17 protein-coding genes are annotated in these 17,994 nt (G+C 32.2%); 9 read left to right on the forward strand and 8 right to left on the reverse strand.

Translation table 11 applies throughout. The annotated features are described in order from the left end of the window. The first annotated feature begins 52 nt into the window (after nucleotides 1-52). Entirely contained in the window at nucleotides 53-655 is a 603-nt protein-coding gene (locus GXM21_RS13110) for a glycoside hydrolase family 3 N-terminal domain-containing protein (protein WP_008538768.1), read from the forward strand. A 47-nt stretch (nucleotides 656-702) separates the two neighbouring features. Further along, entirely contained in the window at nucleotides 703-1,209 is a 507-nt protein-coding gene (locus GXM21_RS13115; RefSeq protein WP_276324477.1) for a glycoside hydrolase family 3 N-terminal domain-containing protein, read from the forward strand. An 89-nt stretch (nucleotides 1,210-1,298) separates the two neighbouring features. On the opposite strand, the gene GXM21_RS02465 is transcribed toward GXM21_RS13115, so the two are convergent. From GXM21_RS02465 to serA, 5 genes are all read right to left on the reverse strand, one after another. Beyond that, nucleotides 1,299-2,558 carry a sensor histidine kinase gene (locus GXM21_RS02465; RefSeq protein ID WP_008538766.1) on the reverse strand — a complete coding sequence of 420 codons (1,260 nt, stop codon included), beginning with the start codon at nucleotides 2,556-2,558 and terminating at the stop codon, nucleotides 1,299-1,301. A 22-nt stretch (nucleotides 2,559-2,580) separates the two neighbouring features. Next, nucleotides 2,581-3,249: a response regulator transcription factor gene (locus GXM21_RS02470; RefSeq protein ID WP_008538765.1), complete on the reverse strand. Its 669-nt coding sequence runs from the start codon at nucleotides 3,247-3,249 to the stop codon at nucleotides 2,581-2,583. Nucleotides 3,250-3,278: 29 nt separating this feature from the next. Continuing rightward, on the reverse strand, nucleotides 3,279-3,899 hold the full coding sequence (locus GXM21_RS02475; RefSeq protein ID WP_008538764.1) for a GTP pyrophosphokinase: 621 nt from the start codon (nucleotides 3,897-3,899) through the stop codon (nucleotides 3,279-3,281). Between the two features lie 138 nt (nucleotides 3,900-4,037). Continuing rightward, nucleotides 4,038-5,000 (reverse strand): malate dehydrogenase, encoded by a 963-nt coding sequence (locus GXM21_RS02480; protein WP_008538762.1) that lies wholly within the window; start codon nucleotides 4,998-5,000, stop codon nucleotides 4,038-4,040. A 232-nt stretch (nucleotides 5,001-5,232) separates the two neighbouring features. Next, the gene (gene serA / locus GXM21_RS02485) at nucleotides 5,233-6,819 is read right to left on the reverse strand and encodes a phosphoglycerate dehydrogenase (protein WP_008538761.1); all 1,587 of its coding nucleotides are present in this window, start codon (nucleotides 6,817-6,819) and stop codon (nucleotides 5,233-5,235) included. Between the two features lie 220 nt (nucleotides 6,820-7,039). On the opposite strand from serA, the gene GXM21_RS02490 reads away from it, so the two are divergent. The 6 genes from GXM21_RS02490 (at nucleotide 7,040) to GXM21_RS02515 (ending at nucleotide 13,426) form a co-directional block, all read left to right on the forward strand. Further along, a complete protein-coding gene (locus tag GXM21_RS02490; RefSeq protein ID WP_008538759.1) occupies nucleotides 7,040-8,323 on the forward strand; it encodes a TolC family protein in 1,284 nt (427 codons plus the stop codon). Further along, nucleotides 8,316-9,440 carry an efflux RND transporter periplasmic adaptor subunit gene (locus GXM21_RS02495; RefSeq protein WP_008538758.1) on the forward strand — a complete coding sequence of 375 codons (1,125 nt, stop codon included), beginning with the start codon at nucleotides 8,316-8,318 and terminating at the stop codon, nucleotides 9,438-9,440. Before GXM21_RS02490 ends, GXM21_RS02495 begins: the two co-directional genes overlap by 8 nt. Before the next feature lie 17 nt (nucleotides 9,441-9,457). Beyond that, nucleotides 9,458-10,174, forward strand: a complete 717-nt coding sequence (locus GXM21_RS02500) for an ABC transporter ATP-binding protein (RefSeq protein ID WP_008538757.1) — start codon at nucleotides 9,458-9,460, stop codon at nucleotides 10,172-10,174. After that, entirely contained in the window at nucleotides 10,164-11,387 is a 1,224-nt protein-coding gene (locus GXM21_RS02505) for an ABC transporter permease (protein WP_008538756.1), read from the forward strand. Before GXM21_RS02500 ends, GXM21_RS02505 begins: the two co-directional genes overlap by 11 nt. A 150-nt stretch (nucleotides 11,388-11,537) precedes the next feature. Continuing rightward, a complete protein-coding gene (locus GXM21_RS02510) occupies nucleotides 11,538-12,185 on the forward strand; it encodes a hypothetical protein (protein WP_008538755.1) in 648 nt (215 codons plus the stop codon). Nucleotides 12,186-12,409: 224 nt separating this feature from the next. Next, entirely contained in the window at nucleotides 12,410-13,426 is a 1,017-nt protein-coding gene (locus GXM21_RS02515; protein ID WP_008538754.1) for a Na/Pi cotransporter family protein, read from the forward strand. A gap of 56 nt (nucleotides 13,427-13,482) precedes the next feature. Here GXM21_RS02515 and GXM21_RS02520 read toward each other — a convergent pair whose 3' ends face one another. From GXM21_RS02520 to GXM21_RS02530, 3 genes are all read right to left on the reverse strand, one after another. Then, entirely contained in the window at nucleotides 13,483-14,643 is a 1,161-nt protein-coding gene (locus tag GXM21_RS02520) for an MFS transporter (protein ID WP_008538753.1), read from the reverse strand. Between the two features lie 131 nt (nucleotides 14,644-14,774). Continuing rightward, on the reverse strand, nucleotides 14,775-15,947 hold the full coding sequence (locus tag GXM21_RS02525) for an FprA family A-type flavoprotein (protein WP_008538752.1): 1,173 nt from the start codon (nucleotides 15,945-15,947) through the stop codon (nucleotides 14,775-14,777). Between the two features lie 108 nt (nucleotides 15,948-16,055). Further along, nucleotides 16,056-17,420, reverse strand: coding sequence for a GDSL-type esterase/lipase family protein (locus GXM21_RS02530; protein WP_008538751.1), 1,365 nt, complete (start codon nucleotides 17,418-17,420; stop codon nucleotides 16,056-16,058). A 254-nt stretch (nucleotides 17,421-17,674) separates the two neighbouring features. Between GXM21_RS02530 and rpsT the strand changes: the two genes are divergently transcribed. Further along, nucleotides 17,675-17,941 carry a 30S ribosomal protein S20 gene (gene rpsT, locus GXM21_RS02535; RefSeq protein WP_008538750.1) on the forward strand — a complete coding sequence of 89 codons (267 nt, stop codon included), beginning with the start codon at nucleotides 17,675-17,677 and terminating at the stop codon, nucleotides 17,939-17,941. Nucleotides 17,942-17,994 lie beyond the last annotated feature (53 nt).

Raw genomic sequence — 17,994 nt, forward strand, 5'->3', positions numbered from 1 at the left:
TTTTAATCAGAAGTATTTTTTATTTTAACAAAGAGAAAGGAATTTATGCTAAATGCGTAAACAAAAAATTATTGGCATTGTAATAATTATAGTTATTGTTTTAGCAATATTAGGGATTAATAATCGAAGTATTTTTAATGATGATGAGCAAGTCATACAAGATAAGCAACAAATTAAGCAAGAGAATTTAACTATTGATGAAAAAGTAGACAAAACAGTTGAGTCTATGTCCCAAACAGAAAAACTTGGACAAATGGTGATGATTGGTATTCAAGGGACAAAAGTTGATGATGATAGTTTATATATGTTAAATCAGTACCATATGGGTGGCGTGATTTTATTTGATAGGAATATGGAAAGTCCTGAGCAAGTAAAACAATTAACATCAGATTTACAAGCTCAATCAAATGAAAAAGTTCCTTTATTTATCGGTATAGATGAAGAAGGTGGAGATGTAGTGCGTATGGCAGAAAAATTGACGCCACCTCCATCACAAAAAGAAATTGGGGCAACAGGTGATATTGAGCAAGCTAAAACATGGGCTATAAAAACAGCTAAATCACTAAAAGATATGGGCATCAATGTGAATTTTGCGCCAGTTGCTGATGTAGGTTCTAATGATAAACGTTCATATAGTATAATACAAATACAGTAATAGATTTTGTAAGAGCAGCGACTGAGGGCTATCAACAAGAAAATATTATATATAGTTTGAAACATTTTCCAGGCATAGGAAAGGGAAGAGTGGACTCTCATGTAGATAGTTCTAGCATTGATGTTGCAAAAGAAGTTTTAATGGCAGAAGATATTCTTCCATTTAAAACTATTATTGATGGAAATGAACCGAATGATTATTTTATCTTGGTATCACATTTAAAATATCCTGCACTTGATGAAGAATATCCAGCTAGTTTATCTTCAAAAATCATGACTGATTTATTGCGCAATGAACTTGGATATAAAGGTATAATCATTACTGACGATATGGAAATGGGTGCAGTAGCAAATCATAATGATTTTAGGTCAATTGGTGTAAAAGCTGTAAAAGCTGGTGCAGATATCGTGCTTGTTTGCCATGAGTATAAACATCAACAAGAAGTATATCTTGGTCTATTGGACGCTGTTAATAGTGGTGAAATTAGTCAAGAGCGTATAGATGAATCTGTAAAAAGAATTATCAAAGTGAAATTATTACATTTATATCAATGATATAATTTAGCATAAAATATAAAATGGATAATAAAAAAGGATAGATAGAAGATTTTTCTATTTATCCTTTTATTTATATAGAGTTATTTTTAGTTAGTAAATTTTACAATAAAAGTAATTTTACCTTTATTATAACTGACTTTTATGGTGCCTTTTAATAATTTTACAAGTTCTTCTGCAATGGAAAGTCCGATACCATAACCTGCTTTTTCACTGCTATGAGAAGTATCTTCACGGTAAAATCTTTCAAAAAAACGCGAGTAATCAATATTTTTGCCATCGATATAATCATTGGTTACAGATAAAGTTACTGTTTTTTTAGATTGAGATAATTTTACTTCGACAAGACCTTTATCATCACAATATTTTACTGCATTATCGATAAGAATATTTACTAATTCATATAGATATTTATATTCAGATAAAATAGAGACATCAGGTTTAACTTGATATTTTAAAGATTTTTCTTGGTCTGTAGCCATTTGTTGGAAAGATTTAGCCACTTCAATGGTTATTTCAGAAAAATTAGTAGAAGTAAAACAAAGATTTTCTGTAGAGTATTCGCTCATTTTGGATAAGGTGATTAATTCATTAATCAATTTAGATAAGCGTTGTATCTGTTTTAAAATATTTTCTGTCCATTGATTTTTGCCGTTGATTAGCTCAATAGCTTCTGTGTTGGCTGAAATTATCGCTATAGGCGTTTTCAATTCATGACCAGCATTAGTGATAAATCTTTTTTGATTTTCCATATTGCGAATGAATGGTTTTATCGCTAGTTTACTTAAAATTGCTAAGATGATGATATAGAGAATAATACACACTAGACCTAATTCAATAGAATCTTGGATAAAGTCTTGGATTATAGCCATATCACGAGTACAGTCCATAATGACAATTAAGGTATCATTATTTGGCAATTTTGTAATTTGATAAGCATAGCTAGCACGGTCTTTTTTGAAAATACCATTACTTTTATCTTTTTGTACAGCCATTTGTGCATATTGAATGGCTTCTGTTTCTGTAAAAGCAGCGATATTTTTTATATTTATTTCTTTTATATAATTTTGGTCATCTACAAGAACACTAAAATAGCGGAGCTGGTAGGGAAAATCAGGTGTATCTCCTGTCCAATCCGTTTCACTAAACCATGTAGTATTTGGTGGTAATTTATGTTCAGAAATTCTTCCATTATTTTGGGAAATATAGATAAGAAATGAATCAATCTGAGCATTTATTCTGATATAAGCTACACTTGTGACAAGACTTAAGGCACCAATAACAATAATTGTTACTGTAGCGGTAGAGATTAAGATGAATTTTCGGCGAAGTTTTTTTATTACATTCATGATAGATACACTCTTTAATTATTTATTTTTTTGTAAGTAAAAAATCTTGTCCTTTTTGCCCGAAAATTTGAATATCGGCATTGATGGCTTCTAATTTTTCGCGTAAATAAGAGATATATATCCATACTATATTTTCATCAGCATCTATTTCATCAGCCCATATTGCAGAAAATATATGATTAGTGGATAATGATTTATCCATATTAGTCATGAAAAGCTTCATTAATTTAGTTTCTTTGTGATTTAAACTTATGGAGTTTTTGCAAGACAAATTTTGTTCTTCGATATTTAAATGAACAGAGCCAGCAGATAGAGTCAGTGGTGAAAATTGCGTATTTCTGCGAGTTAAAGAGCGTATACGAGCTAATAATTCGCCAACAGAAAAAGGCTTCATTAGATAATCATCAGCGCCAGCATCAAGTCCTGTAATGCGGTCATCTATTTCTGATTTAGCTGTCAGCATAATCACGGGTGAAAGATTTCCTTTTTGGCGGATTATTTTTAATGCGTCAATTCCGCTCATTTTAGGCATCATAATATCGAAGATTAGGCAATCATATACATTTTCTAAGGCTTTTTTCATAGCGGCTTGACCATCATAAACGCTATCTACATCATAGCCTGAATGTTGTAAAATTGCAGTCAAAGCACTAGACATATCTTTTTCGTCTTCAGCTAATAGTATTTTCATAAAGATACTCCTTATTTTTTATAATGTAGTTAATTTTCAGCGTTGATTAAATTTCTAATAGTTTGCATAGAAACATCACAAGCTGCTAATTCATCAGCGCAACGTTTTAATTCTTTTACGATTAATTCTGGATTTTTGATGTCATGTTTATATTTCATTTGATGTTCTAGACTAGCCCAGCTATCCATAGCAATGGTGCGAACTTGAATTTCAGCAAAAAATTTACCAGGGTTATTGCCTAGAATATCTTCATAGGGAGCAGTGATTTCAACTATTAAATGATAACTTCTATAACCATTTGGTTTTACATTTTTTATATAATCTTTTTCTTTGATTATTTTTAAATTAGGAAGAGATTTTAAATAATCAATGTTTTTGTAGATATCATCAATAAAGCGACAGATGATACGAATACCGATGGCATCTTGAATATCATGTAGAGCAGAATAAGTTGTCTGCGGTAGATTTTTGCGAGTGCATTTTTCAAGCATGCTATCTTTATTTTTTACACGATAAATCAAGTGTTCATAGGCCTTTTCGCCACTTTTTTGCACTTCCATATCATTATAAGTTTTTATCTGTGAAATTATATTATCTAAAATTATATTGAGAGTTGGTTCATATTTTCCGTAAATATTAAAGTGGGTCATGACTATCACCTGCTTTGAATTTATCAATTTGATTATTTAGAGAAAATGCCCCCTAAATAGAAAGCAAAATATTTGCTTTGCTATAAGGGAGCATTTCTAAATAAATATTTTGTTCCGTTGTAAATTAACTATTGAAACTTATTTTAAAGCTTCAGCTAATTTAGCATTTGTTTCACGTGCGGAGCCAACACTTGCGTCGAACATAGCTTGTTCTTTTTCGTTGAGGTCAAGAACAGTAATTTCTTTGATACCGCCTTTACCAAGAACAGCAGGAACACCAGCGCAAACGTCATGTTCGCCATATTCGCCATCGAGGTAGCAAATGCTGGAGATTGTAAGACCGCTGTCTTTAGCGATTGCTTCTGCCATAGTAGCAGCAGTTGTACCAGGAGCGTACCAAGCGGAAGTACCGAGTAAGCTTGTTAAAGTACCGCCACCTACTTGAGTAGCATGTTCGATTTCAGCAAGTTTTTCTTCAGAAAGGAGTTCAGTAACAGGTCTGCCTTTATAAGATGCAAAACGAGTAAGAGGAACCATAAGGTCACCATGAGCACCGATTACCATAGCGTTGATATCACGAACTGGGCAACCAATAGCTTGAGCTAAATAGTATTCAAAACGGCTACCATCTAAGAGACCGCTCATACCGATTACACGGTTACGTGGAAGACCACTGTCTTTAAGTGCAAGGTAAGTAAGAGTGTCTACAGGGTTGGAAACGATGATGAATACTGCTTCTGGAGAATGTTTTAAAGCCTGGTCCATAACACCTTTAACGATTTTGGAGTTAACACCGATAAGGTCTGTACGGCTCATACCAGGTTTACGAGGAATACCGGAAGTAATAACTACAACATCGGAGTTTTCTGTTGCTTTGTAAGCTTCGTCAGCTTTAGAAGCATCATCCATAGGTGCAGTTACACCGATGATTTTAGTGTCGATGTGCATCATCTGTGCAGTCTGCATCATATCCATAGCTTTACCTTCGGATACGCCAGGTTTAACATCGAGAAGTACAACTTCTGTTGCAAAATTTTTGAGTGCGAGTACGTTAGCGCAAGTAGCACCTACGTTACCTGCTCCGATAACTGAAATTTTCATAATATGAACATCTCCCTATAATGTGAAAATCTATTCATCTTTAGTTTAACTAGATAAAGTTAAAATGTCAATAAAAATAGGATAAATATTTGTAATTCTATAATAAATTATTACTATTTATACTACTTATTATTTATAGTAATATATAGTTTATTTAGAAGTTATAATTTATTTGAACTTCTAAACTAAAGGCTCTAAGTAAAAAAAACTAGAGCCTTTACCTTAGAATTTATTAAACTGTATAGTAATTTACAAGTTTAGCATCAAAAATACCATCTAAATTTATAATTTGTTGCATAACTGTATCAGGAATTTCGTTATCAATAGTTAAAACCATCATACTAGTACCAGCAATTTTTGTTTTACCAACTTGCATACCAGAAATATTAATGTTAGCATATCCTAAAAGTGAACCGATAGTACCGATAACACCAGGACGGTTAATATGTGGACAAATGAGGATGCGAGCATGAGGGTCAACGTCAACACGATAAGAATTAATGCTGACAATACGACCTTCTTCACCAAATAATGTACCCTGGATAGTTTCTGTTTTACCAGAAGATGTGATAGAAATTGTGATTAAGTTAGCGAAGTTTTCTACAGCTTTATCTTTTATTTCTGTGATTTTGATATTGCGTTCTTTAGCAAGGCTTGGAGCATTTACGTAGTTTACATTGCTTTCTAAGATAGGATTTAACATACCTTTGATAGCAGCAATAGTAATCATTTTTGTATCAACATCAGCAATTTCACCATTATATTTAATAGTTACTTCGCTGATAGGACCATCAGCTAAAGAGCAAGCTGTGCAACCAAGACGTTCTGCTAAATCTAGATAAGGTTTGATGAATTTCATAGTTTGAGGAGAAACTGGAGCCATATTAACAGCTGTAGATACAGGTTCACCATTTAATGCAGCTACAATTCCTTGTGCTACATCTACGGAAACACCTACTTGAGCTTCTACTGTGGAAGCACCTAAATGAGGTGTTAAAGTTACGCCAGGAAGACCAATTAATGGATGATTTGGATCGATAGGTTCACTTTCAAATACGTCGATTGCAGCGCCAGCAACATGACCAGATTTAACAGCATCAGCTAAATCTTGTTCGTTGATGATACCACCACGAGCGCAGTTTATTAAGCGAACGCCATTTTTCATTTTAGCGATATTATCTTTGTTGAGCATGCCTTTTGTTTTTGGAGTGAGTGGCATATGTACTGTGATAAAATCGGATTGTTTAATTAATTCATCAAGAGAAACAACTTTAATGCCTAAAGAGTGAGCACGTTCTTCATTGACATATGGATCATAGCCAATAACATTCATATCGAAAGCCAATGCGCGAGTAGCTACACCACTACCAATACGACCAAGACCGATTACACCAAGTGTTTTACCGCGAAGTTCTACACCTGTATATTTTTTACGGTTCCATTCGCCGTGTTGCATTGTTTCATTAGCGACAGCAATATTTCTTGCCATAGCCATCATCATGCCCATTGTGTGTTCTGTGGCAGCAATTGTGTTCCCACCAGGAGAATTTATTACCATAATACCATGTGAAGTAGCGGCGTTAATGTCAATATTATCAGTACCAACACCTGCACGACCAACGATTTTTAATTTTTTAGCACGTTCGATAACTTCTTTTGTTACTTTAGAAGCACTGCGTACGATTAGACCATCAAAATCAGGAATAATTTCTAAAAGTTCTTCAGCTGGTAATTTGTCTTTGATTACTGTTTCAAAGCCAGCTTTTTGCAAAATTTCGATGCCCTTAGGGGAAACACCATCTGCTACTAATATTTTCATATATTTCTCTCTCCTTGATAAAAGTAGAACTAAAAAATACAATTGTGTAATAATATTGTATATCTAAATATTCTATTGTGTTCAATTGAAATCGTCAAGTATAATTTTTTTAATATAAATTTAATACTATATAATTATATTTTGTTATACAATAAATATGTAAATATATATAATGATAATAAATATATATTAATTTTTTAAAGAAAGGATAATAGAACGTATGTCCCTAAAAAAAATGAAAGATATATGTATGGTCTTATCTATATGTATGAACATTGGTATGCCAGCTTGTTTGGCAGCTGATTTATCTATTGATGAAGCTGTAGATATGGCATTAGCTAAAAATAATGATGTAAAGATTGCTAATGAAGAAAAAATGGCAGCACAAGCAAATTATGAAGCTACAAAAGGAGCAAATGGTGTAAGTATTTCTTTAGGAAGTAGTCTATCAGCTAGAGATAGTGCAGATACAACTTTTGAGCGAGGCAATAGTAATAGTATCTCAGCAACATTGCCTCTTTACACAGGAAATAAAAATGAGCTAAATATTGATAGTAAAAAATTGGAATTATTAAAGTCTGAATTGAATTTAGAACGCACAGAAGAAACTATTAAATATAATACAATAAAAGCTTATTTTGATATATTAGAAGCAAAGCAAAATGTAAATATTGAACAAGAGTCTGTAAATAATTATGAAAGTCATTTGACAGATGTAAGAAATCTCTATGCAGCAGGCAGTATACCAAAATCAGATGTACTTCGTTCAGAAGTTGCCTTATCAAATGCGCAACAATCCTTGATTATAGCACAAAATGATTATGAAATAAATTTAAGTACATTCCGTAATATCATAAAAATTGATCGAAATGAACCTATTAATTTAACTGATGATTTTGTATATCAAATAGTTAGAATGTCTTTACCTGAATGTTTAGATTATGCTATGGCTTATCGTAAAGATAGAATAGCAAGTCAGATAGATGTAGAAATTGCTAAAAATAATATTGATGTGGCTAAAGCTGGATATTTGCCAACAGTGAATTTATCTGTAAGCACAAGTTGGGATAAACAGGCATTACCTAGTGGCAATGACCATGATTATCAAGCTGGTGTATCTGCCAATTGGAATATTTTCGATAATAATGTAACAAAATCAAATGTAAAATCAGCAGAAGCTAGTTATAATAAAGCAGAATATGAATTATTAGATACAGAAGATACTATTGATTTAGAAGTAAGACAAGCTTATTTAAATATGAGAGAAGCTGAAAGACGTTTTAATTCTACAGCAATGGCAGTAAAACAAGCAGAAGAAGATTACTTCATCGCTACTGAAAAATATAAAGTTGGTGCAGGTATAATCTTAGATGTAATTGATGCAGAATTAGCGCTCTCACAAGCTAGATTAAACTATGCAAGTGCTCAATATGATTATGCTAGATATAAAGCTAATCTAGAATATGTTATTGGAACACCAAAGGGAGAAACAATAGATGGATAAAGTGAAGTTAAAAAAATGGGCAAAAATAATATTGGTATTGGTAGTTGTAATAATAGCTATTGTTACTGGTTATAAATATTATGCACAAAAACAAGAAGAAGCGAAAAAACCAGTAGTAAATACAGCTCAAGTTCAATATATGAGCATGAAATCAATTGTTTCAGCTACAGGAACAATAAAGCCAGTAGAGTCAGTAGAAGTAAGCTCTAAAATTACAGCTCGTGTAAAACAAGTATTAGTAAAAGAAAATGATACTGTAACTCAAGGTCAAACTGTAGCTTTGTTAGACGGAAAAGATTATGAAACTCAAAAAGAACAAGCAGAATTTACTTTACAAAATGCAAAGACAATTTATGACAGAACTAATTATTTATATAATATAGGAGCAAAATCTAAAGAGGATTTAGATAATGCTCAATACAATTACGATACAGCACAAAGTAAATTGGAAGAAGCAGAGTCAAATCTATCCGAAACAGTAATAGTATCACCTATGGATGGGGTAGTAATTGGTGAACCTGTTACAGATGGTACTATGGCGGTACAGGGAAATAGCAATCCTACTGTAATTATGCGTATTGCTGATTTATCAAGAAAGCAAATTTTTGCTAAAGTAGATGAAACAGATATCGGCAGTGTAAGAGTAGGGCAAAAAGCTACTTTTACCGTAGATGCTTATAATGGTAAGACTTTTACAGCTACTGTATCTAAAATTTCACAGACAGATATGGATAATAGCTGGAATATAAGCAATTCATCAAGCAGTAGTTCATCTTCATCAGCAGCAGTAATTTATTATAGTGTAACTTTAGATGTAGATGATCCAGAAGGTTTATTGATGCCTTCAATGACTGCTCGTGTAGAAATTGAAACTGCAAATAAAGATAGTGCTTTAGCTGTACCACTTTCAGCTTTAAAAACTGATAAAAATGGAACATATGTAATTGTTATCAAAGATGATGGCACAACAGAAAATCGCTATGTAGAAACAGGTATATATGGTGATGAATTTGTAGAAATTATAAATGGTTTATCTGAAAATGAAAAAGTAGATGTTACCATGGTTAAAAAAGCAACTACTACAACTTCTGCTAGACCAGGACCACCAATTCACTAAGAAAGGAAAATAGTGATATGAATGAAGCAAGAGAAATTACTATTGAACTTTCAGGCATAAAAAAGCTTTATCAAGTGGGAACACAAGAAGTAGCAGCTTTAAATGGTATAGATTTAAAAATCTATAAAGGTGAATTTGCAGCACTTATGGGGCCATCAGGTTCAGGAAAATCTACTTTAATGAATATATTAGGTTGTTTAGATAGACCGACGTGTGGCTCTTATAAATTAGATGGTAGAGAAATTGCTCATTTAAGTGATGATGAGCTTGCTAAGACTCGCAATAAAAAAATAGGTTTCGTCTTCCAGAACTTTAACTTATTATCAAAGATAACTGCGTTAGATAATGTAGCATTGCCTTTAGTTTATGCTGGAGTAGGCATGAAGGAGAGACTAGAGAGAGCACATCATTATTTAAAAGCTGTTGGCTTAGATGATAGGGCAGACCATAAACCAAATGAATTATCAGGTGGGCAAAGACAGCGTGTAGCAATTGCTAGAGCTTTAGTCAATGACCCAAGTATTATCATGGCAGACGAACCTACTGGTAACTTAGATACAAAATCAACAAAGGAAATCATGGAGATTTTTATCAAATTACATGAAGAAGGGAAAACCATGATTTTAGTAACACATGAACCAGATATTGCGGCATGTGCTTCACGTCAATTATTAGTAGTTGATGGAAAAATAACAAAAGATGCAGGCAAGGGGGTAGTAATGGATGTTATTTAAAGAAACTGTGCAAATGGCTATATCGGCTTTATGGGCAAATAAAATGCGTTCATTACTGACTATGCTTGGAATTATAATTGGTGTAGGTGCCGTTATAGCAATGGTTTCTATTGGTATGGGGGTACGAAAACAGGTAGAAGATTCTATTGCTAGCTTGGGTAGCAATATGTTGATTATCAATGCTAGTGCGACAAAAAATGCAGATGGTGTTCGTCAAGCGGCTGGTTCAAATGTGCGTTTGAAATTAGATGATGCAGAAGCTATAAAAAAGAAAATAAAAGATGTAGAATATGTTTCACCACAGGTACAAAGAAATTATCAAATCGTAAATGGTAATCAAAACTGGAATACACAAGTGGTGGGTGTAATACCAGATTATATGTATATTCGTTCCTTGAGTATAGCAAATGGTACGTTCATTACAGAAAAAGATGTTGAAAGTCGTGCTCGTGTAGCAGTTATTGGTACTACAGTAGCGAGCAATTTATTTGGTGAAGATGTAAATCCTGTAGGAAAAAATATTCGTATAAATAATGACCCATTTAAAGTAATAGGTATTTTGGAAAGCAAAGGTCAATCAAGTGTAGGTCAAGACCAAGATGATACAGTAATTGTACCATTGACAACAGCGATGACGCGTATAATGGCTATAGATTATGTACAGCAAATAAGTGTACAAGTAGTATCAGCAGATAAAATGGATTCTGTACAAGCTGAAATTGAAAATTTAATGCGACAACGCCATAAAATTACAGGAGATAAAGAAGATGATTTCACTGTAAGAAATCTGACTAGTATAATGGAAACGATGACTAGTACAAGTACGATGCTTACACTTTTATTAGGTAGTGTAGCTGGCATATCATTATTAGTTGGTGGCATTGGCATTATGAATATAATGATGGTATCAGTAACTGAAAGAACGAGAGAAATTGGCATTCGTAAAGCATTAGGTGCAACGTATAATAATATTATGTTCCAATTTTTGATTGAAGCTGTATTTGTAGGGATTATAGGTGGTTTAATTGGTGTAGGTGTTGGCGTTGGTTTAGCTACAGCGATAGCTCAATTTGGCGGATTTACAACAGTTATCACTATAGAGCCAATTATTATATCTTTTATGTTCTCTGTAGGCATAAGCTTATTCTTTGGTATTTATCCAGCGAGAAAAGCTGCCAAATTAGACCCTATTGAAGCACTTCGTTATGAATAAGTTCATAGATAATTTAAATAAAGGCGAATAGCAATAGATTCGTCTTTATTTTTGTAAAAAATTTTTTTATGAAAGGTATTTTTTAGTATTGTAGCGAATTATATAATATATGATATATATTATAGTGATAAATAAAGGGAGGCTATCTAAATGAAAAGATTATTAGTAGTTTTTGTAGTTTTATTAACATTTCAAGCGGTAGCTTTAGCTTCTCCTAAAAATATAGATTTGCGAGAATATCAGCAAGCTACTGGTACAATCAATGTATTAGCAGCACCTTTTGAAAATGACAATTTTTATCTAGCTACATTTAATTTTGATGAACAAAATAAAGGTGATAAAGTTAATTTTTATCAAGGAACTTGTATTGTAGATAAGGAAAATCAAAAAGTATTACAGCCTTTATTAGTAAAAAGAATTATTGGTAGCGAAGATAAAGTGTCAGAAGTTGTGCTAAATAAGCGACAAGAAATGCCATATTTGCAGGATTTTAGAACAGTGCAAACAAATTCTAAAAAGCCAAAAGTTTATACAGGTGGAGATGCTACAAATATTGTATTATTAGGAAGATATAAGGTAGTTACTTCAATGGGAACTTTTGATGATTGTATAGGTATAAAAATTTATAATGAAGAAACTGGCGAAGGCATGATACAATATTTAGCTAAAGGTTATGGCGTTGTTTATTTAGAAGGTGTACATTCTGATGGTAGTAAAGTAGAAATCGCTTATTTAAGTGAAATTAGACCATTAGATGAAGCTCAAATCGAAGAATTCAAAACAAAATATTTCGTTTGATAAAAAGATAGGAAACTGGTGTAATTACTTAATTTACACCAGTTTTTTTATATAAAGATATAATCTCTATCTGGATATTATGAAAAAGATTTTACATATATTTTACATTTATTTTACTTTTTTCTACTAGAAAGCATTACTCACTTATTTATATAATTAAATAGCAATCGAGCGAATTTTATTTTGAAAATATGTGTTAGAAAATTATTTTGGAGGAATATTTAATGAGTGAGGGTTTGAAAATTGCTTTTGAATTATTAGGCGGTTTGGCATTATTTATCTACAGTATGAACATGATGAGCCAAGGTTTACAGAATATGGCTGGAGAAAAAATGCGTTATGTACTTAGCGTATTAACTAAAAATCCAGTTGTAGGTGTATTAGCTGGTGCATTAGTTACATGTGTATTACAAAGTTCTAGTGCTACAACAGTAATGGCTATCGGTTTTGTTAGTGCTGGATTAATGAGATTACCACAAGCAATTTCCATTATTTTTGGTGCAAATATCGGAACAACAATGACTGCGCAATTAATTGCTTTTAAACTTAGCGATTATATTTGGCCAATCGTATTTATCGGTTTTATGGTTTATTTTTTTGCTAAAAGTGATAAATTAAAAAATATTGGTCAGACAGTATTTTTCTTTGGTTTATTATTCGCAGGTATCGAAATCATGGGCTCTACTATGAAGCCTCTTGTAAATGCACCAATCTTTACAGAACTTATCGCTAGTGTACATGATAATCCAATTTTAGGTTTATTGTTAGGTACAGTTATGACAGTAATTGTACAGAGTTCTAGTGCTACAATTGCAGTATTACAGAACTTTGCAGCTCAAGCTGGTGTAGATGGTAACAGTATCATCGGTCTTCAAGGTGCATTACCTATTTTATTAGGTGATAATATCGGTACAACAATTACTGCTTTATTAGCTTCTATTGGTCAATCTAAAAATGCAAAACGTACAGCTGTAGCTCATAGTGTATTCAATATCACAGGTAGTATCGTGTTCTTATGTGTATTACCATTATTTGCTCAGTTTGTAATGTATATTTCTCCTGTTGGACCAGAAACAGCAGTTATTTCTCGTCAAATTGCAAATGCACATACTTCATTTAATTTAATAAATACTTTATTATGGTTACCACTTATTCCAATAATGGTAAAAATAGTTTGTTTTATTGTTCCAGATAGAAAACCAGACTTATCTACAGAACAAGTTAAATCAGAAGCTGTTTAATATAATAAATAATATAAAAAGCGAAGAATTTTTTCTTCGCTTTTTTCTTTGGAATTTTAGTTTATGATATTTTTAACTTTTTGATGGTAAAAGAAAAATCCTATTATAGCTAGTGGTATAGTAAAGAAAAATAGTGGATAGAATAAATATAACGAGAAATGTTCATAAAAGATACCAGCTATGATTGGCCCAAGTGCCATACCTAAGTCTATACCAATATAAAATGTACTATTAGCTAGACCGCGTTTATTTTTAGGTGCTAATAATAAAGCTGTAGATTGACAAACGGAATTGATAATACCTGTTCCACCTGCCATGAATATAGCAGCGATAAGCATATCAAAATTATTTTGCATTGTATGAAGAAAATAGATAGATAGTGAAGCACAAATTATACTAGAGGTAAAAAATATACCGAAAGGAAGTTTGTCAAAGAGACTTTTTAGACTTAGACGGAGTATAAGTAGAGCAATAGCATATGCTGGAAAAAATAAACTTATATGGATATTAAGTTGTTTAGCTTCGACATAAGTTACAAGAAAAGATTGAGTAGCACAATAAGGAATAGCAAACATCATCATGATGAAAGCAATGGGAACTACATTTTTATCAATAATTTCCAATTTAAAATTAGTGTTAGTAGTGATGATGGGTTCATCCTTATCTTTTACAAATTGAATAATTATGATAGAAATTATGGCTGTAAATAGAGCAAGTGAAAATGCTATTGTATAGTTAAAGTTTTGATAGATATATACACCAATAGCTGGAGCAATTGCCATACTTAAAGCGTTCATAGTGCCGTATATACCCATGCCTGAGCCGATTTTTTCTTGGGGCAATAAATCTGACATCCAGGTGGACATACAAGTAGAACATAAGGCAAAGCCAAGACCATTAATAATGCGGGCAATGGCAATGATAAATGAATTAGTAGCCAGTATATAACCTAGACATGAAATTATGATAAAAATTATGCCCCAAAAAGATAATTTATACTTACTAATTTTATCAGCATATATGCCGATGATAGGTCGACTGACTAAAGAACAAATATTCATAATGCCACCAATCAGCCCCATAGTAGTACCATTGGCACCAAGTGTTTCTGAAAACCCAGCAATAATTGGAGTTATGAGCATAGGACTAGTCATATAAAAAAAGCTAGCAATTAAAATTAAGATAATATCTCTATGTCTTGAATGGGAATTTATCATATAAATATCACCTCTATATTTATTTATAATATTAATTATATCATTATCAATATGTATTGTTTATAGTATTAAAATTTTTAGTAATAAAGAAAAAACCTCTAATAGATATTGACCTATTAGAGGTTTTTCTTTTAGAGTTTTTCAATAATGCTAGTATAAATATTATCTAATTCTTCTTGTGTTGGTTGATTAGCAATACGAATCATATCATGGAAGATATTGAGTCCTGCTTCTTCAAGTTCTTTTTGTACAAGAGCAATGCTTTGTCCACCCCAGCCATAAGAACCAAAAGCTAAAGCTTGACGGTCGTTTTTCTTAGGTACTAGACCTTTGAGATAACATAAGAAGGCAGCTACATTTTGCATCATACCATTATTTAAAGTAGGAGAGCCAACAGCGATATATTTACTATCAAGAACTTCAGTCATAATATCAGAATAATGATTAGTTTTTAAATCGAAGAATTTTGCACAAATTCCTTTTGCTTGGAATGCTTCTGTGATTGTTTTAGCCATAATTTCTGTAGAATTCCACATGCTGTCAAATACTACAACAGCTTTATGTTCATCAGCTTCAAAATTGCTCCATTTTGCGTATAAATCTAAAATATCTTTAATATGTTTACGCCAGCTTATGCCATGACCTGTTAAAATCATGTCAATATCAAGTGTGGAAACTGTTTTAAGAGCAGTTTGAGCTTGACGACCATAGAGCATTAAAATATTAGCATAGTATTTTTTCGCTTCATGCATTAAAACAGCATAATCAACTTCATCATCAAAACGTTCATTAGTAGCGAGATGTTGACCAAAACCATCATTAGAGAAAAGGATTTTTTCTTCTGGGCAATAAGTAACCATGCTATCTGGCCAATGAAGCATAGGTACAGGAACGAATTTTAAAGTGCGTTTACCAATATTTATGCTGTCACCAGCTTTTACGCCTTGGTAAGTATGTTCACCGCAGAATTTAGCAATATTTTTTAAACCATTTGGTTGGCTGACAAAAATAGTAGCATTAGGGCATTTTTGAGCAATTATATCTAAAGAACCAGAATGGTCAGCTTCTAAATGATTGCAAACAATGTAATCAATTTTTGCTGGATCAATGATAGAAGAAATACGACTTAAGATTTCATCACTAAAAGTTTTTTTAGTAGCGTCAATTAAAGTGATTTTTTCATCAAGTATTAAATAGGCGTTATAAGTGCTACCGCGTCCAGTTTCATAACCATGAAAATTGCGAACGGACCAATCAATGGCACCTACCCAATAAATATCATCACGTATTTTAGTAGCTTTCAAGATATCTTCCTCCTGTAAAAATAGTTTTATAGAAATTAAAAATTAGCTGTTTTATTTACAGTAATTATTATACAATTTCAAAACTATAATTACAACATATAGGTAGGGTTATTTAGCAATAAATTGAGAAATGTTATCATTGATTTCTTGAGCATAGATTTTTTTAGCGATAACATCACCATGTAATCCGTCCATAGCATATTCTGTCGGCAATATTGGTGGACTATTTAAAGCTTTTGCTGTATCAATATGTGGCTGTGTGCGAATGAAATCGTTAACTAAATTTAAATTATATTGCCATACTTCAGAGGTTTCTTCATTGAATACCTTTTTTATATTATAAGGATTTATAGGTGCTAAAGTGAGCAGTATAGGTGTGATATTATTTTCATAACATTTTTCTTGGATTGTTTTTAAATCATTGATTACATTTTCGGCAGGCATACCAGCACGAAGACTATTAGTTCCTCCCATGATTAATAAATATTGTGGGTGAAAAGGCAGTACATCATCATCAAAACGCTGTACCATAGTTTCGCTTGTATCTCCGCTACAAGATAAATTAATAGTAGGGAAATCTAAATAATAAGCGTAGCTATATGCCCAATCTGCTGGGCCAAAAGATAAATGCCCACCTCCATGACTGATACTATCGCCAAAAATTGCGATTTTCCAATTGTCTTGAGGTTTGTTTTTGAAAATTTGAGCATCAGAATATACGCCAACAGGATTTCCTTCATCATCTAAACCGCGTACACGCCAATAAAAAGTGCCAATACGAGGTTTTTCATCATAAAGCTCACCACCTGTGATTATTTTGGCATAAATACGATATTTAGAAGGTGTTGTGCCATTAGGATTTTCTGGAATGTTATCTGTAACTTCTATTTCAAATTGAGTGGCATTTGCATTAGGAATAAATGAATAAACAGGATAGAGAAGTGTAGTACCGTTTTTTTCATTATAAATAACATGTGGTATAGGTGCATTCATTTGAGGTGCTTGATTAGTGGCATATAGTTCCTCTAGAGCTGAAAATTTAGTGATAGGATTGTGGTCTATATCCATAGAACGAATACGCCAATAAAGAGGAATCTTTCCGTTCAGCGCATTTGGGGCAATTTGAGTCAAATCAAGTTGTTTAGCGTTTGTATAAACAGAGGCTGTATAATATAAATGTTCAGAAGATAATTCTTCATCACTTAAATCATCAGGAATGGTATCAAATAATTCTAATTCATAATAAACAGCATTTAAATCTTCTCTCCATTCTAAAAGAGGTATATTATTGCTAGGGTCTTGTAGAGGAAAGTGAGATAAAGCTACTAAGGCTGGTGCTAATGGAGTTTTTTCTGAAGTTGATATTGGGGCTGTGTTTTTTGTTTCTGCATCAATAGTATCATTATTTTGTAGGGATAAATGCCAACTTAAAGTTATTAAAATTAAAATGATAAATAAAAATTTTTTGTTCATAAATAAAAATCCTTCATAATATAAATAATAAATAGTTAAAAAGATTATATACTTAGGATTTGACTCTAAGTCAAGAAAAAAATAAAATTTTAAATGTTTTTGAAGAAAGACTAGATTTTTTAGAGCTTTATGTGGTACAATATATATCGCGTTTAGCTATTGAATACATAGTATTTAATCTAGCCATCTTGCAAATTGTTTTATAACATGATAAACTATTTTGGTACAATTATAATGATGAAAGGGTGAATTTCTTGCCAAACATTAAATCTTCTATTCTCAGCGTAAAAACAGATGCTATGCGTCGTGCAAAAAATGTTTCTGCTAAATCTGCTATAAAAACTGCTTCTCGTAAAGTTCTTGATGCTGTTGCTGCTGGCAATGCTGAAGAAGCAAAAGCATTACTTGTAATCGCATGCAAAAAAATAGACCAGGGTGCTGCTAACAGATTATTCCATAAAAATTGCGCAGCTCGCCGTAAATCTCGTTTAGCTCGCCGAGTAAACAGCTTAAGCAAATAATTGCTAATCAAAGTAAGGACTGATTTCCAAAAGAAAGCAGTCCTTTTTCGTTT

The organism is Megamonas funiformis (genome assembly GCF_010669225.1).
GTDB lineage: Bacteria > Bacillota > Negativicutes > Selenomonadales > Selenomonadaceae > Megamonas > Megamonas funiformis.

Bases quoted from the DNA above. Each gene is read 5' to 3' on its own strand.
- GXM21_RS13110 (WP_008538768.1), top strand. From the start codon at position 53: ATGCGTAAACAAAAAATTATTGGCATTGTAATAATTATAGTTATTGTT.
- GXM21_RS02465 (WP_008538766.1), bottom strand. From the start codon at position 2,558: ATGAATGTAATAAAAAAACTTCGCCGAAAATTCATCTTAATCTCTACC.
- GXM21_RS02470 (WP_008538765.1), bottom strand. From the start codon at position 3,249: ATGAAAATACTATTAGCTGAAGACGAAAAAGATATGTCTAGTGCTTTG.
- GXM21_RS02475 (WP_008538764.1), bottom strand. From the start codon at position 3,899: ATGACCCACTTTAATATTTACGGAAAATATGAACCAACTCTCAATATA.
- GXM21_RS02480 (WP_008538762.1), bottom strand. From the start codon at position 5,000: ATGAAAATTTCAGTTATCGGAGCAGGTAACGTAGGTGCTACTTGCGCT.
- serA (WP_008538761.1), bottom strand. From the start codon at position 6,819: ATGAAAATATTAGTAGCAGATGGTGTTTCCCCTAAGGGCATCGAAATT.
- GXM21_RS02490 (WP_008538759.1), top strand. From the start codon at position 7,040: ATGTCCCTAAAAAAAATGAAAGATATATGTATGGTCTTATCTATATGT.
- GXM21_RS02495 (WP_008538758.1), top strand. From the start codon at position 8,316: ATGGATAAAGTGAAGTTAAAAAAATGGGCAAAAATAATATTGGTATTG.
- GXM21_RS02500 (WP_008538757.1), top strand. From the start codon at position 9,458: ATGAATGAAGCAAGAGAAATTACTATTGAACTTTCAGGCATAAAAAAG.
- GXM21_RS02505 (WP_008538756.1), top strand. From the start codon at position 10,164: ATGTTATTTAAAGAAACTGTGCAAATGGCTATATCGGCTTTATGGGCA.
- GXM21_RS02510 (WP_008538755.1), top strand. From the start codon at position 11,538: ATGAAAAGATTATTAGTAGTTTTTGTAGTTTTATTAACATTTCAAGCG.
- GXM21_RS02515 (WP_008538754.1), top strand. From the start codon at position 12,410: ATGAGTGAGGGTTTGAAAATTGCTTTTGAATTATTAGGCGGTTTGGCA.
- GXM21_RS02520 (WP_008538753.1), bottom strand. From the start codon at position 14,643: ATGATAAATTCCCATTCAAGACATAGAGATATTATCTTAATTTTAATT.
- GXM21_RS02530 (WP_008538751.1), bottom strand. From the start codon at position 17,420: ATGAACAAAAAATTTTTATTTATCATTTTAATTTTAATAACTTTAAGT.